Below are 2022 nucleotides of genomic sequence, written 5' to 3' on the forward strand. Positions count from 1 at the left end.
AGCACAACCTTGCCAAGGTTGGGGTCGCGAGTTCGAATCTCGTTTCCCGCTCCATTTTTTTCTTACTATTTTTTCCCATTTTTTTATTTTCGTCAGATTTAGCACTTTGGCCGATGTATTGCGTTTCAAATGGCAAAATAACGCTTGCGGACTTGGGTTTTGCGGGTAAAAACGACGAGATTTTAAATTTGGGCGAAAACAAAGCTGCAAAAATAAATTCGCGAGACTTAGCTGAAATTTTAAAAAAACACGGGCTAGAGCTTGAGGATAAAAGCGGCGGAGAGACGATATTCGTCAAAAACTGCGATGCATTGGCTCTCGTGCAGCGCGCCTTTTTACAAGAGGTTACGAGCGAGTTTAAGGGACTACAATTCGTCAAATTTCCGCTTATCGAGCCTCAAAATGAACTTCCTAAAAACTTCCACGAATACAAATTTGACAAAATTTACGTAAATAAAATTAATCCAAAAGGCAGCTTCAGGGCTAGTTTTATCACGCCAAACGGCTCGCAGCCAAGCGTATTTTTTAGATACGAAGTTAGCGCAAAAATGCCTGTTTTGCGGGCTACTAAGCCACTCACCACGCGCCAGATGCTAGGTATAGACGACTTTGCGAAAGACTGGGTCGAGCTTGGCGAGTTTAGTCCCGACATGATGAGCGAGGCGCCAAACGCGAGGCTAGCGACGAAGCAAAACATAAAAAGCGGCGAAGTGCTACGGCTACGGCAGTTTACGCCATTGCCGCTCATCAAAAAAGGCGAGCGCGTAAATGCGGTGCTTAGCGACGGTGCGCTCAGCATCATCGTCGAGGTTACGGCGCTAGAAAACGGCAATCTAGGTGAGACCATTAAGGTCAAAAACAACGATAAAAAGGTATTCAGCGCTCAAATCGTCTCAAAAAAACAGGTGATGATAAGATGAAAATTTTTCTAGGCATTAGCGGTGCAAGCGGCGTAAATCTTGGGCTAAAGCTCGCCTGCGAGATAGCAAAAAGAAGTGAGCTACATTTGTGCGTGAGCAAAGACGCGATGAACGTACTGGAAAAAGAGCTAAATTTTACGGATATTTTTTATAAAAATGGTGCGACGGGTTTAAAATTTAACGCAAACCAAAGTAGCGCCAAATTTGACAAAGATCACGAAGACGCAAAATTTGCAAATTTTAGCTCCGCTCAAGGCGAGCTAGATTTTGGAGGCGGAGACGAAAGATCGCAAAACCAAAGCGGGAAATTTACAGATAATGCGCAAGGTTTGGACGACAACGGTTTAAAATTAGTAGGTTTGGATAACTACGCTCTTGATGCAAACGGGCAAAATTGTAAATTTGACCGCGGTAAATTTCAAAAGCAATGCGATCTTGATAAAAACCGCATTCAAAAAGACGCAAAACAATACGAAATTTATCAAATTTGGCAAGATTTGCAAAATCACACCGTTATCCACGATGACTCCGATCTGGCCGCAGCGCCAAGTTCGGGATCGTTTGGTATAGACGCTACTATCGTCGTGCCCTGCTCTATCAACACCCTTGCTAAAATCCACGCGGGCTTTGCCGACACGCTGATAACTCGCGCCGCCGCAGTCGCACTAAAGGAGCGAAAGAGGCTGATTTTGGGCGTTAGAGAGATGCCGTTTTCTACGCTAGCGCTCGAGCACGCGGCCAAGCTTTCCACGCTCGGCGCCGTTATCGCGCCGCCAGTTTTGGGTTATTATTCTGGTCAAAATAGCCTTGAAGATATGGAAAATTTCATCATCGGCAAGTGGCTTGATCTGCTTGGGCTCGAGCATCAAATTTACAAAAGATGGGGCTAAAAATAGCTGCGCTTGCCGCAAGATAAAGTCCTGTTTTAGGCATAAAATAGTAAAATCATCCTTTAAAATTTAAAGGCGAAAAATGAAAGCTTGTATCTATCCCGGCACCTTTGATCCCGTCACGAACGGCCATCTGGACGTCATCAAGCGCGCGGCCAAAATTTTCGATAAAGTCATCGTCGCGGTTGCGGCTAGCGAGAGTAAGAAGCCTT

3 protein-coding genes are annotated in these 2022 nt (G+C 45.0%); all 3 read left to right on the plus strand.

The genetic code is table 11. The annotated features are described in order from the left end of the window. Nucleotides 1-152 precede the first annotated feature (152 nt). On the plus strand, nucleotides 153-920 hold the full coding sequence (gene flgA, locus Q0546_RS11775; protein ID WP_298793268.1) for a flagellar basal body P-ring formation chaperone FlgA: 768 nt from the start codon (nucleotides 153-155) through the stop codon (nucleotides 918-920). Then, nucleotides 917-1810: a UbiX family flavin prenyltransferase gene (locus Q0546_RS11780; protein ID WP_298793270.1), complete on the plus strand. Its 894-nt coding sequence runs from the start codon at nucleotides 917-919 to the stop codon at nucleotides 1808-1810. The genes flgA and Q0546_RS11780 overlap by 4 nt, the downstream gene beginning before the upstream one ends. An 82-nt stretch (nucleotides 1811-1892) precedes the next feature. Beyond that, nucleotides 1893-2022: adenylyltransferase/cytidyltransferase family protein (locus Q0546_RS11785; protein WP_298793273.1), on the plus strand; the 130-nt coding region annotated here is incomplete at its 3' end.

The organism is uncultured Campylobacter sp. (assembly GCF_937997465.1).
In the GTDB taxonomy this organism is placed as follows: domain Bacteria; phylum Campylobacterota; class Campylobacteria; order Campylobacterales; family Campylobacteraceae; genus Campylobacter_A.

Bases quoted from the DNA above. Each gene is read 5' to 3' on its own strand.
- Q0546_RS11780 (WP_298793270.1), top strand. From the start codon at position 917: ATGAAAATTTTTCTAGGCATTAGCGGTGCAAGCGGCGTAAATCTTGGG.